This window comes from Lyngbya sp. PCC 8106, from assembly GCF_000169095.1.
Classification (GTDB): Bacteria; Cyanobacteriota; Cyanobacteriia; order Cyanobacteriales; family Microcoleaceae; genus Capilliphycus.
In genome coordinates this window covers 1-19,484 of record NZ_AAVU01000062.1, presented here as the reverse complement: position 1 = coordinate 19,484, position 19,484 = coordinate 1, and the positions used below count along the sequence as shown (strand labels likewise).

Below are 19,484 nucleotides of genomic sequence, written 5' to 3'. Positions count from 1 at the left end.
AATTTTCATCAATTTAATCAGGCTTTTCGTTAATTTTGACTTGTTTTTCTGAAGTTTTGCTCATTGTTACCTCTAAATCAACTAACTGTTCAAGCTGAGAAACAACCCGATCCAATTCTTCAACTAGAGGCGTTATTTCTACCCTGTTAAAAGCATCTACAATTGCTCGATAATACCAAAGTGTTCCTGATGCGCCGCCTGTAAATCGTTCCCAAATTGCTTCCCCCACCTGACGATAATCTTGTACAATAGAACGGGCATTATAGAGTTTGTCGGCCGCAGAAACCAAACGCACAGATGCTGAAGCGTTAGGAATATGGTTAATGTAAGCTTGTTTTCGTTCTCGCCAAGGGGGTTTAGGAGTTTGGTCTGTATCACTACATCCGTCTACAATGGTGGCAACTATGTCCCCAAACCGACGCTGAATTTCTTGTTTTGTGGAAACTCCACCTTGATCTTCGATCGCATCATGGAGTAACGCCGCGATCGCTTCATCTTCCTTGGCTCCGTATTCTAACGCAATACTGGCGACTCCCAACAAATGGGCGACATAGGGAACGCCCGAACCCTTACGAACTTGATTAGCGTGGAGTTCACAGGCGTAGACGAGCGCTTCACGAAAACGACAGGATAGAATCATCTTTTATTCTCAATCTTCTCTTAAAATAACATAAAATATTTCAATTATATTGAAAAATCAAGGTAAGTTTATTAGAGAAATTTTATAAAATTTTCATTATTTTTTGAGATTAATAAAATGGATAAATTTAGAGTAGAAGTTATCGCCCAAACCCCCAACCCGCAAACCGTGATTTATGCGGCAATGCACCAGGATTATTCTGATCAATTTATCATTGATGAACAGGAAAACTGGCCGTCTGAAAGCAAATGCGGCGAGATTATTGTCAAGCGACTATTAGCTGGAGAACGGGGACATTATGGCCCTTTAGAACACGTTCAAATTGTGTTTAATTGCGGTTATTTTCCCCACAGCGTCATGCAGCAAGCCCGAACACATCGGGTAGGAATTTCCTTTGATGTTCAGTGTTTGGCTGCGGATACAGAGATCACCTTTGTCAATATCGAGGGAGAAACTTCACCCCGACTCAAAAAAACAATTGGCGAGTTATATGATCTGTGGACAAATGGGGAAAAAGCAATTCGTCAAAGGTCAATTCGAGGTCGAAATGGGGAACCTCCAGGTGAATATCGCCGCGACTGTAAAAGCGGTGCGACCCCGCGCTTTCTCAAAGCGCCAGGGAACGCGCACCAAGAGAATAGAATTCGTCAAATGCGGTTAAGAGTTTTAAACGAAGAAACGGGAGAATTTACAACAGGTTCAATTCAAGATGTAATGTGTAGCGGAGTTCAACCCATTTATCGTTTAACTTTAGAAGATGGCAAAACTTTAGACTGTACGGTAAACCATCGACTATTAACCGAACGAGGTTGGCAAACGATGGGGAATGCAGTGGGTTTAATCACCGATTCTAGTGGCAATGTTATCCAAATAACTAAGCCAATTTCTTTAATGTGTAATGGTCAAACTGTTATTGAAGTCAAGAAAAAATTAATTTCTCATCCGGTTAAAGTCCTAAAAGTGGAGTATTTGGGAGAACAAATGACCTACGATATTGAAGTAGAGGGAAAGTGGCATAACTTCGTGGCAAATGGTCTAGTTGTTCATAACTCTTTTCGGTACACTGGACAACAGTTTATAGAAGTTTTAGAAGAAAAAAGATCTAGAAGATGTATTTTATTTGCGTCCGGTTGGTGACTATACAAACCGAAAAGGCAAAAAATATTATTACTCTCCCGAACAACGTCAAGCCGATTTAGATTGGTGTTTAGAAGCCGTAAAACGCTATCAGATTGACTTTGAAGGGGGAATGTCTGAAGAACACGCCAGAGGTAAACTTCCCTTTGATTATCGTCAACATTTTGTCGTCAGTTTAAACTTGCGAACCTTATTACATTTTCTCGATTTACGCTTTAAAAAAGATGCCCAACTGGAAATTCAAAAACTCTGTGAATTGATGTGGCCTCATCTGGAAACGTGGGTACCCGAAGTAGCAGCCTGGTATCAAACAACTCGCATGGGAAAAGCTAGACTTTCGCCTTAAAGTTTGATCAAATTTTTACCTCTAAAAGTGTATCCATGAAAATCAAAATATTGAGACTCAATCAAGCGGCGATTGTGCCAAAATACGCCCATCCCAATGATGCTGGAATGGATTTATATTCAATAGAAGAACAAGAAATTTTACCGGGAGAAAGTAAACTGATTCACACGGGAATTTCTATCGAACTCTCACCAGGAACAGAAGCCCAAGTTCGCCCTCGTAGCGGTTTAGCCCTCAAACATCAAATCACTGTATTAAATACACCGGGTACAATAGATGCAGACTATCGCGGCGAAATAGGGGTAATATTAATCAATCATGGGAAAACTACCTTTAACATTAATAAAGGTATGAAAATCGCCCAACTCGTCATCGCACCCGTTATTCATGCCAAAATTGAAGAAGTTGAACAACTCAGTTCGACTGTTAGAGGAGAGGGGGGATTTGGATCAAGTGGGGTTTAAACTAGGAGTTATGAATGATGAATTATAAAAATAGTTTCAGTCATTTCTAGATGATGTCATAATAGGGGTTGTCTAGAGTGTCCGCAGTTTCAATCTCTAATAGGTATTAATAGTAATTTCTAGTATACATGGCGGGTGTTTGGCGGTTTTTGCTTTATGTTTCAATCTCTAATAGGTATTAATAGTAATTTCTAGAAGAATTCTTCGAGCCGCAACTTCATTACCCTCATGTTTCAATCTCTAATAGGTATTAATAGTAATTTCTAGCTTACCCCTTTCTCGAGATCCTCTGATACCTGCGTTTCAATCTCTAATAGGTATTAATAGTAATTTCTAGCATTTGATCGTACAATGCGTTTTGTCGAAAGTGAGTTTCAATCTCTAATAGGTATTAATAGTAATTTCTAGGATTCTCGCCAACCCTCAATGGAAGAATGGATATGCGTTTCAATCTCTAATAGGTATTAATAGTAATTTCTAGTTTGAGCAGATGTCTCGGTTAAATGAACCATATGTTTCAATCTCTAATAGGTATTAATAGTAATTTCTAGACAAATTATCCGGCGTTAGATAGTGCAAAAGTTGTTTCAATCTCTAATAGGTATTAATAGTAATTTCTAGAGTCTATGTTTTGCGTTTATCCGATGATGAGGTGGTTTCAATCTCTAATAGGTATTAATAGTAATTTCTAGCTAGATTTGTTAATGGTTGATGGGTATTGTTTCGTTTCAATCTCTAATAGGTATTAATAGTAATTTCTAGAAGGTGGTGTTGGATTTATGATCCGCGCTGTCAAGTTTCAATCTCTAATAGGTATTAATAGTAATTTCTAGTGAATGATTGCATAATCACAGCAAAACTAATCAGTTTCAATCTCTAATAGGTATTAATAGTAATTTCTAGAATCTGACAATAGCCAACATTGCCAGTGCTGCCATTACTGTTTCAATCTCTAATAGGTATTAATAGTAATTTCTAGGCATCGATTAAGTTTGCGAAAAATCGCCAGGTTCGTTGTTTCAATCTCTAATAGGTATTAATAGTAATTTCTAGAGCTTCTTCAGATGGTACTCCCTGCTGTTGCTGTTGATAGGTTTCAATCTCTAATAGGTATTAATAGTAATTTCTAGGGCGGGATGCTGAAAGAATTGATAGTATTGAGTTTTCCAGGTACATTGCGCGAGGCTTGGAAATCAAGACAGAAATAGGGAGGCTCAAGCGCATTAAATCATCCCTATCTCTTATTCTATCGGATGCGCCCGCCATTATCAAGTCTTTTTCTTCCGATTCCTCTTTCTGCGGGCGTTTGAGGGCTTATCCGTAGTCACTTCATCTTGACAGCCACTCCCAGGCGCATTTTCAGAAAGCCATTTTTCTCGCAGTCGCCAAGCTTGTCGGGCTTCTTTACTGAGATCATCCCATTGAATATCTCCTGCTTCAAACTCATCCAAAATCATGTTAACGCCTGGGACAATATCACGACTTCGGTGAGTAAACCCACAATTTGAGCAATTATAATCTTGATGGTTGGTAATGTCTTTCTGTTCTTTATTCTCGTGATGACAAACCGGACAACGCTGGCTGTAGGCTTTCCCCTTACCCGGTTTCATGCGTTTAAAATCCCGCCCCCATTCTTTAGACTTATCCTCAACCAACGAAATAAAACCACCAATCGCCGCATCTAAAACAGACTTATTCATCCCTGCTCTTGAATTTTGAGCATTGCGTTCAAAGGAGCGATTATCCTCCGATATTTTCGCTTTAGACTTACCGACATTTTTTTGTAAACCATCCTCTATGCGGATTATACTATATTTTCGCGTTAACCAAGTGCTTTGTTTTTGGTTGTGCGATCGCCTGCGTCGCTTGTTCCTTTCGTGTAATTTACCGATGCGTTCTGCCAATTCAATTTCTTTATTAGAAACCGAGAGGAGTTTGTCAAATAAATAACAACTTTCAACCTTTTCACAATCTCTAAAATTAAAATGCTTAAGCTGATTTAACCCCGATGTACTCAGTTCGTTATTGGAAACCAAATCCTGTAAATCTTGGGGGCGTTTACAGCCTTTTACTTTTTCTATAGACTCTTTAGAAATACCGGGAAAAACCTCTTTGATTCGTTCTGTTGAATTTTCAGGATGATTCAGCCAAAGGATAACACGCTGTAACTTTTTTGCATCTAATTCTCGCTGCAAACGAGCCAATTTTTCTTCAGACTCTCGATACCAACGAGGTTTTGTCACCGAAAATCTATCTGTCGTAATCCAGTTCTCCTCTTTTAATCCGGTATCAATCCCAATCGCTCCCAATGGCTTTTTAAAGAGCTTATTACTGCGGTTAATATCGGCCGTTAGCTGAACATACCAAGCGCTCGGACGTTTTAGAACTTTAACAACTTTTACTCTGGGTATCGAGCCATCATTATCGCGAAATCTTCGATCTAATCCTTTTATTTTTATCTTACCAAATGAGGGTAAAACTAAAATATTATCTCCCTCTAACCGACAAGCATCTTTACTGGCAGGCTTGCTAGAACCCGCATTTGGGTTAGGGTGAATAATCGTTTCAATGCGATCGCGATATCGTTTATATTTAGGTTTACCTCGCTTTAAATCATTCTGACCCGTTCGTGACTTCATGTATTCTTGCCAACTGGTACAGAGTGATGAAAGTGTGCCTGTACGAAACTTGTAGGGAACATCTAAAATCGCCTTTTTAATCTCATCGGGTAAATCTGAGTTTTCTAGAGTTTCCTTTTTGACTAAAATTCCCGCATCTCTCGTTTTTTCACTGTTTGGAAAGTTCTTAATTAAAGAGGGTTTGTAATCTTGTTTAACAGGTTGAGAATATCCAACTCCACCCAACCAACCTCTAGGCCATTTATCCAGTCCACTTGATTCGGGTTTAGCCATTGTTACAACAATTTTATCAGGATTTTTTACCCGTTTAAAAACATCTTTAGCCGTTTCACCTTCCTTTAAGGTATACTGTCTAGCTTCTGGGGCGTTACGAATTACAGGAATATCTTTGGGGGCGATCAGATTGCTATAACTCACATAATGCTTATTTTTTAATTCCGGTAAGTAGGGGTTGGGTTCCTCAGTTTCAATTAACTTTAAATTCCAGGGAATCGGACAACAGGGAACACGGGTTTTGCTGAGTTTATCCCAGTAAGTGTATTCGTCTAAAAGTTCAAATTGTTCTAGACAAAAATTGTAGAATTTCTTCAGCCCATAAGCCCAACGGTTAAACTGTTCTTGAAACTCCTTTTTGGGATAAATTTTAAATTCAAAAACTTTGACTGTCATAATAGAAAGGTTCAATCTCTAATTAGAATTAAATCGAAGCTATTACATCAAACCCGAAAATCCAGACAACAAAACACAGGATTTATGCTAATATCACGATAACAGGTTGGGGAAGTTTCTAGGGAACCTGCAAACAATACCCTATAACCCTACGCCCAGGTGATTCGCCAGCGTGAAGCCGAACCCTTAGTGCTAAGGCATAGCAGTTAGAACTGCTAAATTTTTAAATAGGTATGGAGAGGGAAAATATTCCCTCTTTAAAAATTTTACAGGATGGAAATTCAAAACTACGAACCCCCACTGCGACCCTCTTGGGATGAATATTTTCTGATGTTAGCCAAACTCGCCGCTACTCGTTCAACCTGCTTGGCGTTTCCGGTTGGTGCGGTTATTGTTAAAGATCGCCAAGTCGTCGCTACAGGTTACAATGGTTCTCCATCAGGTTCAGTACACTGCACCACACAAGGCTATTGTTATCCGGGGTTGAGTAGCTGTGACGCCAGTTCATCGTTACCCTCACGGGCGGTTCACGCCGAAGCCAATGCGATCGCCCAAGCCGCCAAACATGGTATTAGTTGTGGGGGATCGAGTATTTATGTGACACTAGAACCCTGTGTTTCTTGCTTGAAACTGGTGATTTCTGCTGGAATTAAAGAGGTTTATTATGAAACGACTTTTAATAAAGGTGAAAAAGCGATGGTTCGAGATTTATTTGTGAGTGAAGATTTAGTTAAACTCAAACAAATTCACCTGTCTGAAGCCATCACCCAAAAAGCCGCTGATTTTCTGTTAAAACCGACTTCTATTCCCCAAATTTAAGATGTTAGATCCCAACTCTGACAACTCCCAAACTGAACCCGATAAATGGCAATTTCACCTCAGACAAGCCAACGATAATAATATTTTCTGTCATTGTCGTCAATGTGATGCGGAATGGGTAGATTCCTTTGATAACGCTCCCTGTCGCACTTGTGGGAGTACAGACGTTGAACATATCGCCTGTTGGCAGTTCCCTGATGATTAAACCCATGAGACAATAAAGGTGAATTAATTTGAACACAATATCAGGGAGTCAGATGGAGTGAGATTGGTGATTCTCGGAGGGCCAGGTGCCGGAAAAGGAACACAAACCGAAGGGATATGTCAGCATCTCGATATCCCCTCGATATCCACAGGTGAGGTTTTACGAAACGCGATCGCCAATCAAACGAACCTGGGCCAAAAAGCACGTCCTTACGTGGAAAAAGGGGAACTGGTACCCGACGAAATCATGATCCGATTTATTCATCAACGCTTACTTCAAGCCGATGTCAGTCAGGGATGGTTACTCGATGGTTATCCTCGCACTGCATTTCAAGCCGAAGAATTGGATTTTTTATTAGAGGATTTAGGACAACAATTAAACTGGGCAATTTATCTCAATGTACCCAAAGATGTGTTAGCCAATAGGACGATACACCGATCGCGATCAGATGACAAACCTTTAATTATCCGACGTCGGATTGAACTGTTTTATCAACGTACTATCCCCATTCTAGAATACTACAGTCCTCGCGATCGCTTACTCGATATTAATGGCAACCAACCGCCCGAACAAGTACAGCAAGACATCTTAAGTCAGTTGAGAAGTTCCGCGACTTCTTCTCCTGACGAGAGTTAAAAATTTACTCTTTTCTACAAACTAATTATAGGTGAATTCTTATGGTTTGGCAACGTCTGGATGATAGAAAACCCGATCAACTTCGCCCCGTTCATTTTGAACTCAATTATACTCGGTATTCATCGGCTTCTGTATTGACAAAATGTGGGAATACTCAAGTGATTTGTAATGTTACCATTCAACCGGGAGTTCCTAACTTTTTAAAAGATAGTGGACAGGGTTGGCTAACCGCAGAATACCGGATGTTACCGGGTGCGACTCAACAACGTCACTCTCGGGAATTGATGAAATTATCGGGACGAACTCAAGAAATTCAACGTTTAATTGGTCGGAGTTTACGGGCGGCTGTAGACTTAAAAGTATTAGGTGAAAAAACAGTTATTATTGATGCAGATGTGCTTCAAGCCGATGCGGGAACTCGGACTGCTTCGATCACAGGTGGGTTTGTGGCGTTAGCCAATGCGTTTAATAAGTTAGTAGACAAAGGAGAATTAGAAAAATCACCCATTTCTCATCAAATTGCCGCGATTTCTGTGGGATTATTAGAGGGAGAACCCTATTTAGATTTAAACTACGAAGAAGATGTTGCAGCCGATGTTGATTGTAATATTGTGATGAATGATCAATTGGGAATGATTGAATTACAAGGAACAGCAGAAGCTGAAAGTTTTACTCGTCAGCAATTGAACAAAATTATGGATTATGCAGAAATTGGGATTAAACAGTTATTAGAAGCCCAAAATCAAGCCTTGAAAAGTGACCAATAAATATTAAATTAAGGGCGGGTTTAGATCAGTTGTTTAGAGGAAAACATATATTTTCCTGAAACTCGCCCCCGACATTACTATTCACTTCTCAATACTGTTTTAGAAACAATACGGGTTTTCTTGCGATCAGCTTCGGAAAGTTCTTCACCCGATTGTAAACGAGTTGCACTGGTTTGTAAAACGGTAGCGGCACCATTATCCCCCATTTGTAAAGCTGTTTTTGCCGCAGTTTGTAGCATTGTCGCCGCACCCACGCGATCGCCTTGTTGAAGTTTTGTTTCTGCAATTTGGGTTTGTCGGTATTTCGCTAAAGCTAAAATATGTTTTTGAACATGAGGGTTTGGAGTCGGTTTAAACCCTTCCATAACATTTGCTTCTAGCAAAACAGGTTCAGAATATAATCCTTGATTTCCTAACGCCGGATCATCATAACGGACTTGTAATTGAGCGATTTTTTGTCTTCCTGGGGGTAATTTTCCGATATAAAGATTCGCCAAAATAATTCGTGACGTGTCTTTCATTAAATCCCCTAATCGAACCACAAATCTATCCCCCTCTTGTTGTAAGGGTAATTCAATCGTATCTGGGGAAACTTGGGCAATCGGTTTTAACTCTGCAAATCTGACTCCCGGCATCAGAGAAAAGAGTAAATAAGAATTAGTTAACCCTACAGATTGCATTCGATTAAATAGACGGCTAAACTCATCAATTACCTGTTCTGGATATTCGATATAAGCGAGTGTTCCGCCCCCTTCATCCGCAATTTTTTCTAAAATATCTTGATTCCAATCATTGCCAAATCCCAAAGAATTTAAAGTCAGGTTATAATCCGTTGCCAGTTTTGCCAGCTTCAAACAACGATTATTATCTCCATGTTCATTTTCACCATCGGTTAGGAGAAAAGCTTGAGAAATCCGCTCAACTTTCCCTTTTCCCAACTCCTCAATCCCCAGTTTTAAGCCCTCATCAATTGAGGTTCCCCCCGAAGTTCTTAACCGATTAATTTGTTTTTTAATACTTTCAGGATCATCAATATCTTGATTTGGAATTAACACCTTAGCCCGATGATCAAAGACTACAACCGAAATGCGATCGCCAGGGTTTAAACGATCAATTAATTCTCCAGCAGCTTTTTTAACCGTTTCTAACGGACTTCCACTCATCGAACCACTGTGGTCTAAAATCAGACAAAGGTTAAGGGGAACATGGCGATCAACAGAATTAGGAATCGCCGAAACCGACATAGAAAGCTGACGTTGGCTGCTTCCTTGAGTGATATCAAGATTGGGATCGTTGAGAAAAGGTTCTAAACTAACGTTCATAGGAGTGAGTTGGACTTGCGCTAGTATATTTTGATCAGAATAGCCTTTTAGGGACTCAGACTAATTGATTTAATTCTACATTAACTCTCTCAAGAGTTCCTGATCGCTAGAAAATCCCCTAAGCTGAGTCAGTCTCCTGTTCAAAAACTAGCTGATTTTACCTGATTTTTAATTCTTAAAGCGAGGTTTTCACAAGTTTAGGGGTACTGATCCTCTCTCAGATGAAATTTCCCTAATCGCTTTTGAGATCGGAAATCCACACCTTGGGGTAATCACCGAACCGCCTAACATCAGTATTAAAAATCCTAGAATCAACGAAAACCCTCTGTGAAAAGGAGTGTTAGTCGCTTTTTAGGATGAAATCGCGCGTAGCGAAGGATCACTAAAAAATCGTGTAAACTAACCCTCAACAGACTGCACTGAACTTGCGTTAGTATTTGTTTATCAGAATTGCTTTCTGGGTTCAAGCTACAATTTTTGAAGAGTTCATACAACATAAACCGTGCAAAGCCCATACTACAACGATAGCCCCGTTCGGACACCGCCCCCAGATTTAGAATCTCTCCTGTTAAAAGAGCGGATTGTTTACCTGGGATTGCCTTTGTATTCATCTGATGACATTAAACGCCAAGTCGGTATTGATGTCACCGAACTGATTATTGCTCAACTGCTTTACCTACAGTTCGACGATCCTGATAAACCGATCTACTTTTACATTAACTCAACCGGGACTTCCTGGTATGGAGGAGATGCGATTGGGTTTGAAACCGAAGCCTTTGCCATTTGCGATACGATCAGCTACATTAAACCTCCGGTTCATACCATCTGTATCGGTCAAGCGATGGGAACTGCGGCGATGATCTTGTCAGCCGGAACCAAAGGATATCGTGCAAGTTTACCTCATGCAACCCTGATTCTCAATCAAGCCAAATCCGGATCTAGAGGTCAAGCCACTGATATCCAAATTCGCGCCAAAGAAGTCTTAGCCAACAAACAAACGTTTTTGGAAATTATGGCTAAGAATACGGGTCAATCGACAGAGAGAATCGCCAAAGATACGGATCGGATGTTCTATTTGACCCCTGAAGCCGCCAAAGAATACGGTTTAATTGATCGGGTTCTGCAAAGTCGTAAAGAGTTGCCCAAACCTGCTGTCACCGTTTAATTTAAGTTAACTTTATTAGCAAGAGCGAGATCATAGTCATGCCTATTGGTGTTCCCAGTGTTCCTTACCGCCTTCCCGGTAGTCAATATGAGAGGTGGGTTGATATCTATACCCGTCTCAACCAAGAACGAATTATTTTCCTGGGTCAAGAAGTGACGGATGGGTTGGCTAATCGGATCGTTGCCTCAATGCTTTATTTGGACTCTGATGATCCCAATAAGCCGATTTATCTCTACATCAATTCTCCCGGAGGTTCAGTCACAGCAGGCATGGCGATTTACGATACCATGCAATACATCAAATCTGATGTTGTGACTATCTGTGTCGGTTTAGCAGCTTCTATGGGGGCTTTCCTGCTAGCTTCGGGAACCCCTGGAAAGCGACTCGCCCTACCCCACGCCCGGATTATGATTCACCAACCGATGGGCGGAACTCGGGGTCAAGCCAGTGATATCGAAATTGAAGCTAGAGAAATTCTGCGAATTCGGAGTTTGTTAAATAGTATCCTGGCTGAACGCGCCCATCAATCTATCGAAAAAGTTGAGAAAGATACTGATCGCGATTACTTCTTATCTGCTGAAGAAGCCAGAGAGTATGGTTTGGTCGATCAGGTGATTGAAGAACGTGTTGTTTAATTAATCGTCAGTTGTGGTTCAGGTATCAGGTGAAATTAATGACTGATCACTGAAGTGTTGGCGGGTGGGGTTAATCATCTTAAGCAATGCGTGTTCATCGACTTTGCAGCCTTACCCGCCTCTACACAACTCTACAGTTGACAAGGGATAATCTATTAATGTTAACTAGAGAGTTAGGGTTAACGGAGTTGATCTAAACTGAATGGATACGGCAGATTATTATCGACGATTGGGATTGCGTTCAGGTGCAAGTTTAGAAGCAGTGAAAGCTTCCTATAGACAATTGGCTCGACTTTATCATCCTGATGTTAATCCCGATCACTTAGCCCGAGAAAAATTTATAGCCGTCACAGAAGCTTACAAGTTTTTGCTCGATGTTGCTAGACCCGAAGCTGAAATTTTGAATCGGTCTGAATCTCAGCAAACGGTTGTTTCTCCACCCCCTTTTCAGCCTCTAAGAGTGAAGGTCACTCGCAAAGAAACTGCTGTACAAATAAACCTTCAACTGTCAGAAACTGAGCAGAAAATCAAGCATAATTCTTATTTGGAATTGCAACAACTGTTGAAATACAAGCGCTTTCCGAGAGCCATTGCTTTAATTGAAGGTTTAGCTCAACGAATTCCGCAAGATCTCGAAGTTCGTCAATGGCAAGCGATTACCTATCAACGTTTTGGACGCGCTTTAATCAAAGAGAAAAAGTTGGAAAAAGCGAGAATTTATCTCAAAAAAGCACTAAAAACCGATCCCCATAATCGCGCCCTTTGGATAGAAGTTGAACGAGATTTTAGACAACTAGAACGGTTTTTTTAGGGTGGGAAATTCAGTGCTTAAATCTCCAAAATTCATAGGGTTTCAACAAAATTATGAATTATGAGTTGTTCTAATTCTATCAATAAGTCTGTGACAAAAAACCGATCAAAAAACCAACTATTTTGTAATCGATTTCTGCAATAAAACTCGTTTAACAAAAGTGAATAAAAAAGAGTTTGGGAAGCAGAACACTCATTCGTCGTCCTTCCCACTATTGATTGAGGACACTAATGATTATTTTGTAATCATCAGGTCGAATAGTACGAAGATCGACATACTTTTCCATTTTAGATTGCGATCGCCAATTCCAGAGAACTAAACCAGAGACAATTCCCCAACGACTTCTAAACGTCTGTATTCATCCAAAGTCAGAAATTGATCAGACAAAGTTTCAGACTGTGTGGGTGTGATCCAGCCCATCTGCTTTAATAACTGAATCGCCACGGCATATTTAGCGCGTTTAGCCCCATCAATCACTTTAATCGCTAAACCCATCCCCTCACCAATTCGACCAATACACTGAATTCCTTCAGCACCGGATTTACTGACCAATTCCCCCTCAGTCATCCGCATCAATTCAGTATCCAAATGCCCCTCTCCCGCCACCATTTCCGGGTGATGAGTCATCGCTCGGACAATACGTTCCATATCCAGATTATCCCCAGAAGCCAACTGAGCATAGAGAGTCGCAATTTGACCGAGTTCCATATAATAAGTCGGTGCGCCGCAGTCATCTCTGGCGACAATCAATTCATCAGGGGGCATTTTCAGCATCTCAGCGACTTTAGAGAGAATCAGTTGTTGTACCGGATGCTTCGGCTGTAAATAGGTTTCTAACGGCCAGTGACGTTGCCGACAGACCGCCAACATTCCGGCGTGTTTCCCCGAACATCCATGCTGTAGTGGACTGCGTTTTCCGGTGGGAGTGGGACATTGAAGATAAGCCGGATCAACATTACAATGCCAGAGAATATTAAAAGCTCGTCGAGCCTGTTCAATCGTCCCTTGATGAGAACTGCAAATAATGGCGAGATCAACATCCGTCAAATCATAACGTTCGAGTGTACCCGTGTTCGTTGTCGCTAAAGCTTGAAACGGTTTGAGAGCCGAACGCACGAATGTTCCCAGGTCTGCACTTCCAGCGATTGATAGCGCCCGTCCGCGAGTATCGCAAACTGTGGCTTGAACCCGATGGATAGACTCACAGATCCCAGACCGTAGGAGTCTGACTTCGAGTTCCGCCGACTGTGTTCGTTTTGCCCTTGTCATATGAGAGTGAGTTTTGAGGTAATTGTGAGAATTAAAAAATTTAGATTGGGGGTGCAGGTTGCCAATGGCAAATTTTCCGACGGTCACCAACAGATCCAGATCAGTCCATCCACTGCCACTAACAATGCTAGACCATAAAAAGTGCGTCGTAGACGCTTCAGTAAAGGTTGCACCTGATAGGATAGGATGAGCCGATCTTGCGCTAAAAATTCTGGGGTTTTTTCCCAAGTTTGTCCATCATACCAGCCCGACTCCTCATAGCAAATACTGACACGGGTGAGACGGGAGCGCACATAAGACCATCCTAAGTACAGTCGAATCACAACGAGGCTCAAAATCAGACTCGCTCCGGCCGCCCCACTCACAAAAAACGGTAAAATTGCTTTTTGGGGGGGGAAACTCACCGCCGCAACCGGCCCAAAGACTAACCAACTCCAAGCCCATACCCAAGCCAATTTTCTCAGATATTGATGCCATTCAAGAGTGACCCAGCTAAAAAACCAAGACTCCTGCAATTCTTGATATTCATTGATTGGGCGCTGTTCAGGGGGAACAGGGCAGACTGTAGCTGACACATCTCTCATAACTACTGTTGTGAATCTAGGATTTTAAAATCTAAAATTATTAGGGGTCGAGGGGGGCTTTACAACCCCCGACTCCCATTCAAAACCGTGCTTGCTACTTTCACAGCACACGGCTCCTAGTACAAGTTATCTGTTATCATCAGAACATCCGGTTTCTTTTGAGTTGTAAGACCCATCGGTTGCCGTTTTAATGTCGTGACAATGGCGATGTAATAATTGCAGATTTTTATGTTCATCTTTACCGCCTTGTGACGTTGGGATGATATGGTCGATTTCTGCGATATCTTCTGGGGTGAAATATTGCCCACAAGATTTACATCTGCCTTTTTGCTTTTTGAGCAAAAGTGCTACTCGTTTGGGTACATCGTGTGATGTCCCTTTTCTTGTACTCCAATAAGTCCAGTTTCCATCATAGGGTGATGCTTCAGGTCTTATAGTTACGTGACGGGTAATAGCTATTTCAGTATGGTTTAATAGTCTATAACCATTTTTGGTTTCAAAACTCCATGCACTATTTCCGTTTTTCCTGAAATACTTTTTCAGTTTATCGTAACTGGCTTTGCCGCATCTGCTAACTGTCCATGCTCTTAATCTCTGCCATGTAATGTGGTCTAAAGAGGAGAATGTCTTTTTGGAGACAACTTTGGAATGGTAATTACACCATCCTCTAATTACAGGGTTTAGGCGTTTGATTAGTGCGTATTGGGGTGCAGTTTTGTAAGTTTTAATAACTTCCTTAACCTGATCCGCGTGAGCTTTAATTGCCTTCTTACTAGGTTTTATTATGGTTCCGAACCCTAGTAGTTTTGAGTTCGCACTACCAGTTTTACCAGAGTGGTGTTTACCAACTGGATATTGTCTGAAGTTCCAACCTAGAAAGTCGAATCCGGGTTTAACCTTTATGCCTTCCACTTCAATTTCTTTTAGTGTGTGACATATACGAGTTTTGGCTGGTTTCAGTTTTAACCCGATAGGTTTTAACCATTCTTCAATGACAATTTTGCACTGTTGAATGATTTCTATTTGTGGGCTAATTACCACAAAGTCATCTGCATACCTAATGATTTTTGCGTAGTTTTTATTGTTGTTTGTTCTTTTTGGAAAGAATTTCTCAACAAGCCTAATCATTCCATCCAGTGCGATGTTAGCAAGTAAAGGACTAATAACACCTCCTTGTGGGGTTCCTGCCTCTGTTGCTTCAAATATGCAGTTATCCATAACTCCAGCCTTCAACCATTGTCTGATTTGGGCTTTTATTGTTGATGGACAATCAATTTTGGACAGTAGGTGTTCATGGTTAATCTGGTCGAAACACTTTGAGATGTCAGCATCTAAGATGTAATATTCACCTTTATTGATACTTTGAAAGATTCGTGACATTGCGTCATGGGCTGAACGTCCGGGTCTAAACCCGTAGCTTTCCCCCTCGAATCTGGCTTCCCATTGTGGTTCTAACGCAGATTTTACCAAGGCTTGCCTTACTCTATCGTGTATAGTCGGGATTCCTAAAGGGCGTTTTTCATCCTTGGATTTGGGTATCCATTTCCTGCGGAGTGGTTTTGCCTTTTGGTATTTGCTTAGATTTTTGGCAAGTTCTAACCGTTGATTGGGTGTAATAGATTTAATTCCATCTACCCCGGCTGTTTTCTTACCCTGATTATCTTGAGTAACCCTTCTTATTGCTAAGAGTTTGGCGTAATACGACTTAACTAGGAGCTTTTGAAGCTTTCGAGCTTTCGCATTTTGTCCCGACAATGATGCCTGGTAAATTCTCTTTTGCAGCTTAAATACTATCCGTTGAACTTTCGCCCAATTGATTGTATTCCATGCAGTCGTAGTCTTGGTTATACTCGTTTTCACCGTTTTAACTGCTAATTGAAACTTTACCTAACAACTTGACCGGAATCTATCAGCGTATCCTAAACATTACATCTAGGCTTTAGCTTCTGACTCCATCTTTCGCCCTCATAACATTCGCCTTAGATTTGTGGCTACCTATCAGTATTCGACCTCTGTAGGAGTATATGAGGGGTTTTAACGTTCCTTGAAAACGGGGTTATTGCCTTTAGAATCGTCCTATCCGCCGGGGTACTTTTGGGAGTCTGTGTAAGTATTATGATTAACATCTTACCTCTTTATAGAAACACATAGAAATTTCTATCTATTCCCCTTGTTCTTTTGAACGCAGCGTATCAAGTCATTTTCGCTACTTCACATTTACGACGGTTCAAGCCAGACGTTCACTTTCGTTATTCTTGGACAATTGGCTAGAGAACTTCTTTGGTATTTGACTTATACCTGATTTCCCGTTATTTCCAGCTTCAGTGTTTTGATAATCAGTCTGACACTGTGGAAATTGCCTTAACTCTTTGGGTTTTGGAATACTTTTGCCTGTTGAGGCTCTATAATCCATACCATTGACTCCGAGTTTGACCTTCCTTTAAGGTCACATTTTCAAAGTTAAAGTGGACTTTGTTTCCATAAACCACTTCCCTGCTTACGTTTCGGGTTTTATTCCTCAACTTTGGCAGGAACGTCTCGCACAATCATTATTTATGATAACGAATTGATCGAATCGGAGTGTTCTACAACAGTTTCGTTGCTTTCAATAAAAAATCGGTAGAGACGCGATCAGCAACATCTCTACTCAAAAGGGATCAAGCTTTGTCTTTACCTGCTTTCAGTTTGTATCGAGCGGGAATTGACTATAGCGTTGACCAATTGACTCGTTCTGCATGACCCCAAAAGGCTTCTAAACCGTAGAATTCTCGATCTTCAGGAAGCATAATATGAACGACGACATCTCCATAATCGATTAATATCCAGGAGCCTTCTCGCTGTCCGGCAACACCGACGGGAACTCGTTGTGCATCTTGTTCGACCTGTTTGCTGATCGCTTGATAAATGGCTCGAACTTGGACATGAGAAAAACCTGTCGCGATGATGAAGTAGTCGGCTAGATAGGAGACTTCTGAGACTTTCAGCACCGTAATATCTTCGGCTTTCCGGTCTTCAGCGGCTTGAGCAACTAGCCGAACGGTTTGGCGAGTCCGTTCTTCGTCGAGATCTAGCTCCTGAGCCGTGGGATGAGCATAGTATTCTGCTTTGGCGTGATTTATCATTAAGTTTTTTCAGCTTCTGTGCAAAACTAGATAGCCTGATGATCGGATCTGAGTGTTTGTCTAAATATTGTAGCAGTCGATTTTGTCAGCGTTCGGAGCGGGAGCGTGATTTTAAACTTAATTTTTGATTAATATTACTCAGGTTGTAAGCCTTCTACCGTTTCTAGAAATGTATTGAGACCTGCGAATGTCGAGGCATAGGTGATCGTGGGCGTATCATAACCTTTGAGATGAACAGTATGCTGCTCGAAGTTATTCTCTTGATGGAGTTGAGAAAGATATTTGTAGGTGGTTTCACCTAAAGCAATATCCATCCCGAGTTGCTTGGTCGAAGATTCGAGTCGAAAAGCCGCATTCACGGTATCTCCCAAAGCAGTATAGTCTGAATTACCGCTACCTCCTGTATTTCCGACCATCGCATATCCCGTATTGAGTCCGGCACCGACTCGCAACGGAAAAGGCAAAGGATAGGCATTACTCAAGGCTTCTGTTGTCCGGTGTAAGGCTCTCAAAGCACTACAAATTTGCAGCATCTCTTTGGAACTGACGCCTTGCGCCCCATGAAACCAAACAACCATAATGGCATCACCGATATATTTATCGACCCAGGTGCCATGTTCACGGACAATTTCTCCGGCTTCACGAAACCACCGTCCCATCACTTCTGAGAGTAAGCGTTCATCTAGCTGTCGGGTTAATACTGTGAAGTCTCGAATGTCTACAACCATCACAGAAATTAAACGGCGCACAGTCAGCGTTGCCGTGAAATCTTCTGACTCGGGTTCCGGTTCGTCCACCTCGGGTCGGTTCGATGGACAATGAAACTCCATTTCTGTTTGACCAAAGATAATTTGATCGCCATTTTCCAACGTAATTGGAATTGTCGCCCGACGACCATTGACAAATGAACCATTGCGACTTCCGAGGTCAATTAAATAAAACTCTCCGCTTTCCATACGTTGTAAAATCGCATGATTACGGGAAATCCATCGATCGCGGATCACAAAATTGTTGTCGTCACTGCGGCCCAATGTCCAATAGTTTTTACCAACCAGTGGCAAATAGTTTTTGCCACCGTCACTGATAATCAATAAATGAGGGGTGTGTTGCAATTTCACAACAGATTGAGAAAGGACACTGGGTTTTTGGAAAGTGGGAGCTAGATCATTGATCTCACCCAACAAAAGTTTATAACACCCAACCTGAACTTGGGAGATTATTCAGCGTCGCCCCGATCGATTCTATTCTAGTCTCTAAATCTCGAAAGATCTATCTTTTTCTTTCCAGTTGGAGACTTAAGCGATGGTCTAAACTCTGTTGTGCCACTTTTTCAGTGTTAGATGCACTTCCAACCTCCAAATGCCACCCATGTCCGTCCTTAGGCGACACAGGCTGCTACCAGGAACAAGCTGTCTACTAAGATTGTACTCAAAACTGCTCCACTGAACACCCATTTATGCAATTGTTTCGATTTTAAGGGGAATAAACCTACCCCTAACAGCAACAGCACTAAGACGATTGCCCAACTCATCCCCCAAGGGGTTCTGACTTGCGAGAGTGCATCTTGCAGGATGGAAACGGCAAAAGAAGGATCTACAGTCATCAACTGTCGCCAGCTTGGAATTAAACCCGTGATGTAAAAGTATCCATCCGTCACCGCAGTTCCGAATAAAGATCCTAAATAAAACCAATTTCCGACTTTCCCCCATCCCTGGTGCAAACACCACACCGCAAAGGGAATACCTAAAGCTTCAATGGGAAGATGGAGAAGGGGTTCTCCTCGCAACCAACCCCAGTAGATCGATCCGGTTAACCAACTTAAGGTAAACCCGATCAGCAAGTCTCCCCAAACCCACGTAGCCCGCGATCGCATTAAGAACAGACTCAGGGCTAGCCACCCTACTGTCATCAAGAGGCTCAATACTGGCCAGGTTCTCACCAGGGGAGCTTGAAAAAACACCGGGACACACACCAGAAATATGGCCGCCGCAAACAGCATCCATTTCTGAGAGAGTTTAACTTTTGTTAAATAAATATGAAGTTTATCTGGGGGTTCAGTGGGTTGGGTAGTAGTCAAGGTTCTCTCCTATAGGACGTTCTAACTTTAAATTAGTTTTCTTAAAAAATCGTTACTTAAGTTTATCTTATTTAAGATATCAAGCGAAAATTTTATGAATATCCCCCTGGGGGGCATCTATATGATAGCACAAAAATAATATCCCCAGGGGGGGGATAAGAGAGATAGGGGAGATGG

At 41.5% G+C, this 19,484-nt stretch carries 19 protein-coding genes and 1 CRISPR repeat array; of the genes, 10 read left to right on the top strand and 9 right to left on the bottom strand.

Translation table 11 applies throughout. The features are described 5' to 3' along the window. Positions 1 to 13: 13 nt before the first annotated feature. On the bottom strand, positions 14 to 640 hold the full coding sequence (locus tag L8106_RS26765; protein WP_009787672.1) for an HD domain-containing protein: 627 nt from the start codon (positions 638 to 640) through the stop codon (positions 14 to 16). Positions 641 to 757: 117 nt separating this feature from the next. Between L8106_RS26765 and L8106_RS26760 the strand changes: the two genes are divergently transcribed. Genes L8106_RS26760 through dut form a run of 3 tightly spaced genes read left to right on the top strand, consistent with a single transcriptional unit; the run spans position 758 to position 2,587 of the window. Next, positions 758 to 1,777, top strand: coding sequence for an FAD-dependent thymidylate synthase (locus tag L8106_RS26760; protein ID WP_009787671.1), 1,020 nt, complete (start codon positions 758 to 760; stop codon positions 1,775 to 1,777). After that, positions 1,761 to 2,123, top strand: coding sequence for an FAD-dependent thymidylate synthase (gene thyX / locus L8106_RS33985; protein ID WP_009787670.1), 363 nt, complete (start codon positions 1,761 to 1,763; stop codon positions 2,121 to 2,123). The genes L8106_RS26760 and thyX overlap by 17 nt, the downstream gene beginning before the upstream one ends. A 35-nt stretch (positions 2,124 to 2,158) precedes the next feature. Continuing rightward, the gene (gene dut, locus L8106_RS26755; protein ID WP_009787669.1) at positions 2,159 to 2,587 is read left to right on the top strand and encodes a dUTP diphosphatase; all 429 of its coding nucleotides are present in this window, start codon (positions 2,159 to 2,161) and stop codon (positions 2,585 to 2,587) included. 86 nt (positions 2,588 to 2,673) lie between these two features. Continuing rightward, positions 2,674 to 3,717: a CRISPR direct-repeat array (repeat unit 37 nt; unit sequence GTTTCAATCTCTAATAGGTATTAATAGTAATTTCTAG). Between the two features lie 138 nt (positions 3,718 to 3,855). On the opposite strand, the gene c2c8 is transcribed toward dut, so the two are convergent. Further along, positions 3,856 to 5,895 (bottom strand): type V CRISPR-associated protein C2c8, encoded by a 2,040-nt coding sequence (gene c2c8 / locus L8106_RS26750; RefSeq protein WP_009787668.1) that lies wholly within the window; start codon positions 5,893 to 5,895, stop codon positions 3,856 to 3,858. Positions 5,896 to 6,168: 273 nt separating this feature from the next. Here c2c8 and L8106_RS26745 point away from each other — a divergent pair, with 273 nt between their 5' ends. From L8106_RS26745 to rph, 4 genes are read left to right on the top strand one after another with little or no spacing between them, the layout of a single operon-like run. Further along, positions 6,169 to 6,714: a dCMP deaminase family protein gene (locus L8106_RS26745; protein WP_009787667.1), complete on the top strand. Its 546-nt coding sequence runs from the start codon at positions 6,169 to 6,171 to the stop codon at positions 6,712 to 6,714. A gap of 1 nt (position 6,715) precedes the next feature. Then, positions 6,716 to 6,919 (top strand): hypothetical protein, encoded by a 204-nt coding sequence (locus L8106_RS26740; RefSeq protein ID WP_009787666.1) that lies wholly within the window; start codon positions 6,716 to 6,718, stop codon positions 6,917 to 6,919. 57 nt (positions 6,920 to 6,976) lie between these two features. Further along, on the top strand, positions 6,977 to 7,555 hold the full coding sequence (locus tag L8106_RS26735; RefSeq protein WP_039897363.1) for an adenylate kinase: 579 nt from the start codon (positions 6,977 to 6,979) through the stop codon (positions 7,553 to 7,555). A 41-nt stretch (positions 7,556 to 7,596) separates the two neighbouring features. Continuing rightward, positions 7,597 to 8,322 carry a ribonuclease PH gene (gene rph / locus L8106_RS26730; protein WP_009787664.1) on the top strand — a complete coding sequence of 242 codons (726 nt, stop codon included), beginning with the start codon at positions 7,597 to 7,599 and terminating at the stop codon, positions 8,320 to 8,322. Between the two features lie 77 nt (positions 8,323 to 8,399). Here rph and L8106_RS26725 read toward each other — a convergent pair whose 3' ends face one another. Next, on the bottom strand, positions 8,400 to 9,644 hold the full coding sequence (locus tag L8106_RS26725; RefSeq protein WP_009787663.1) for a VWA domain-containing protein: 1,245 nt from the start codon (positions 9,642 to 9,644) through the stop codon (positions 8,400 to 8,402). Positions 9,645 to 10,146: 502 nt separating this feature from the next. Here L8106_RS26725 and L8106_RS26720 point away from each other — a divergent pair. From L8106_RS26720 to L8106_RS26710, 3 genes are all read left to right on the top strand, one after another. Further along, entirely contained in the window at positions 10,147 to 10,809 is a 663-nt protein-coding gene (locus tag L8106_RS26720) for an ATP-dependent Clp protease proteolytic subunit (RefSeq protein WP_009787662.1), read from the top strand. Positions 10,810 to 10,847: 38 nt separating this feature from the next. Continuing rightward, complete coding sequence (locus tag L8106_RS26715; RefSeq protein WP_009787661.1) at positions 10,848 to 11,444, top strand: ATP-dependent Clp protease proteolytic subunit; 597 nt, start codon at positions 10,848 to 10,850, stop codon at positions 11,442 to 11,444. Positions 11,445 to 11,646: 202 nt separating this feature from the next. Continuing rightward, complete coding sequence (locus tag L8106_RS26710) at positions 11,647 to 12,255, top strand: DnaJ domain-containing protein (protein ID WP_009787660.1); 609 nt, start codon at positions 11,647 to 11,649, stop codon at positions 12,253 to 12,255. A 315-nt stretch (positions 12,256 to 12,570) separates the two neighbouring features. On the opposite strand, the gene L8106_RS26700 is transcribed toward L8106_RS26710, so the two are convergent. From L8106_RS26700 to L8106_RS26670, 6 genes are all read right to left on the bottom strand, one after another. After that, complete coding sequence (locus tag L8106_RS26700; RefSeq protein WP_039897367.1) at positions 12,571 to 13,524, bottom strand: asparaginase; 954 nt, start codon at positions 13,522 to 13,524, stop codon at positions 12,571 to 12,573. 83 nt (positions 13,525 to 13,607) lie between these two features. After that, positions 13,608 to 14,108 (bottom strand): CGLD27 family protein, encoded by a 501-nt coding sequence (locus tag L8106_RS26695; protein ID WP_009787658.1) that lies wholly within the window; start codon positions 14,106 to 14,108, stop codon positions 13,608 to 13,610. Between the two features lie 126 nt (positions 14,109 to 14,234). Then, positions 14,235 to 15,968, bottom strand: coding sequence for a group II intron reverse transcriptase/maturase (gene ltrA, locus L8106_RS26690; RefSeq protein ID WP_009787657.1), 1,734 nt, complete (start codon positions 15,966 to 15,968; stop codon positions 14,235 to 14,237). Between the two features lie 845 nt (positions 15,969 to 16,813). Beyond that, positions 16,814 to 17,230, bottom strand: coding sequence for a ribosome silencing factor (rsfS, locus tag L8106_RS26680; RefSeq protein ID WP_009787655.1), 417 nt, complete (start codon positions 17,228 to 17,230; stop codon positions 16,814 to 16,816). Positions 17,231 to 17,364: 134 nt separating this feature from the next. Next, on the bottom strand, positions 17,365 to 18,348 hold the full coding sequence (locus L8106_RS26675; protein WP_039897366.1) for an adenylate/guanylate cyclase domain-containing protein: 984 nt from the start codon (positions 18,346 to 18,348) through the stop codon (positions 17,365 to 17,367). 260 nt (positions 18,349 to 18,608) lie between these two features. Beyond that, the gene (locus L8106_RS26670; protein ID WP_009787653.1) at positions 18,609 to 19,307 is read right to left on the bottom strand and encodes a DUF3120 domain-containing protein; all 699 of its coding nucleotides are present in this window, start codon (positions 19,305 to 19,307) and stop codon (positions 18,609 to 18,611) included. Between the last annotated feature and the right edge of the window lie 177 nt (positions 19,308 to 19,484).

Bases quoted from the DNA above. Each gene is read 5' to 3' on its own strand.
- L8106_RS26700 (WP_039897367.1), bottom strand. From the start codon at position 13,524: ATGACAAGGGCAAAACGAACACAGTCGGCGGAACTCGAAGTCAGACTC.
- L8106_RS26745 (WP_009787667.1), top strand. From the start codon at position 6,169: ATGGAAATTCAAAACTACGAACCCCCACTGCGACCCTCTTGGGATGAA.
- rsfS (WP_009787655.1), bottom strand. From the start codon at position 17,230: ATGATAAATCACGCCAAAGCAGAATACTATGCTCATCCCACGGCTCAG.
- L8106_RS26725 (WP_009787663.1), bottom strand. From the start codon at position 9,644: ATGAACGTTAGTTTAGAACCTTTTCTCAACGATCCCAATCTTGATATC.
- L8106_RS26740 (WP_009787666.1), top strand. From the start codon at position 6,716: ATGTTAGATCCCAACTCTGACAACTCCCAAACTGAACCCGATAAATGG.
- L8106_RS26765 (WP_009787672.1), bottom strand. From the start codon at position 640: ATGATTCTATCCTGTCGTTTTCGTGAAGCGCTCGTCTACGCCTGTGAA.
- L8106_RS26710 (WP_009787660.1), top strand. From the start codon at position 11,647: ATGGATACGGCAGATTATTATCGACGATTGGGATTGCGTTCAGGTGCA.
- c2c8 (WP_009787668.1), bottom strand. From the start codon at position 5,895: ATGACAGTCAAAGTTTTTGAATTTAAAATTTATCCCAAAAAGGAGTTT.
- L8106_RS26695 (WP_009787658.1), bottom strand. From the start codon at position 14,108: ATGAGAGATGTGTCAGCTACAGTCTGCCCTGTTCCCCCTGAACAGCGC.
- L8106_RS26760 (WP_009787671.1), top strand. From the start codon at position 758: ATGGATAAATTTAGAGTAGAAGTTATCGCCCAAACCCCCAACCCGCAA.
- rph (WP_009787664.1), top strand. From the start codon at position 7,597: ATGGTTTGGCAACGTCTGGATGATAGAAAACCCGATCAACTTCGCCCC.
- dut (WP_009787669.1), top strand. From the start codon at position 2,159: ATGAAAATCAAAATATTGAGACTCAATCAAGCGGCGATTGTGCCAAAA.
- L8106_RS26715 (WP_009787661.1), top strand. From the start codon at position 10,848: ATGCCTATTGGTGTTCCCAGTGTTCCTTACCGCCTTCCCGGTAGTCAA.